The 1,061-nt window shown below is 77.4% G+C and carries 2 pseudogenes; both read right to left on the reverse strand.

The annotated features are described in order from the left end of the window. A pseudogene (locus DWV32_RS10575) lies at window positions 1-608 on the reverse strand (hypothetical protein); the annotation flags it as partial. Further along, window positions 539-898 (reverse strand): annotated as a pseudogene (locus DWV32_RS10580) (hypothetical protein); the annotation flags it as partial. The pseudogenes DWV32_RS10580 and DWV32_RS10575, both read right to left, overlap by 70 nt. Between the last annotated feature and the right edge of the window lie 163 nt (window positions 899-1,061).

The raw sequence follows: 1,061 nt of genomic DNA on the forward strand, positions 1-1,061 counted from the left end.
CGCTCGCCGGCGCCGCGGAAGGCGCCGCCGGCCGGGCCCGGCGCGGAGCCGCCCTTGGGGACGAGCACGACCTGGACGGCCTGGACGGCCTTCGCCAGGCCCACCGTGCCCGCGGACGCGCCGTCCTTGGCCCAGCCGAGCCAGCCGTAGTCGGCGCAGTGCACGCGGTACCAGACGTCGTAGGACGAGGCGGCCTCGCCGGAGAGCCTGAACTGGAGCGCCTCGACCGCCAGGGAGCGCCCGGTGGTGCCGGCGGCGCCCGAGGTCCAGCCCTGCCAGCCGACGTTCGAGACGTGGGCCCTCACCTCGAGGGATGAGGAGCCGTGCCCGTACCAGGACACGGAGCCCGAGAGGGCCTCGAGGGCGCGGCCCTGCCCGGTGGTGCCGGCCACGGCGCCGTCCGAGACGGCGCCCTGCCAGCCGATGCCGGCGACGTGGGCGCGGTAGGAGACCGAGGGGGGGGCTCGGAGGACCTGTCGACGAAGGGCGCGGAGGTGTCGCCCGGGGCGGGGTCGCCCTTGGGCAGGACCGCGACCTGGACGGCCTGGACGGCGCGGCCGTAGCCCGCCGAGCCGGCGTCGGCGCCGTCGCACGCCCAGCCGAGCCACCCGAACTCGGCGGAGTGGACGCGGTACCAGACGGTGTAGCGCTCCGACAGGTCCGCGGACAGCCTGACCCTCAGGGCCTCGACGGCGCGGGCCTGGCCGGTGGTGCCGGCGGTGCCGCCGTTGCCGACGGCGGCCTGCCAGCCGACGTTGGAGACGTGGGCCTCGACGGATATGGCGTCGGAGCCGAGGGGCTCGCCGGTCGAGGCGTCGGACAGGACGAGGCGCAGCGCCTCGAGGGGGAGCCCCCTGCCGGTCGTGCCGGCGACCCCGCCGCCGGCGACGGCGCCCATCCAGCCGATATCGGAGACGTGGGCGGAATAAGAGAGCGAGACGGCCGCGGCCCCATCGGACTGCGCGGCCTCCGCATGGCCCCCGTCGGCCTGGGCGGATTCGGCCTGGGAGGTTTCGGCCTGGGCGGCCTCGTCCTGGGCGCCGGCCTCCCCGCCGGCGGGC

Source organism: Collinsella sp. AF04-24 (assembly GCF_003465685.1).
Lineage (GTDB): Bacteria > Actinomycetota > Coriobacteriia > Coriobacteriales > Coriobacteriaceae > Collinsella > Collinsella aerofaciens_AP.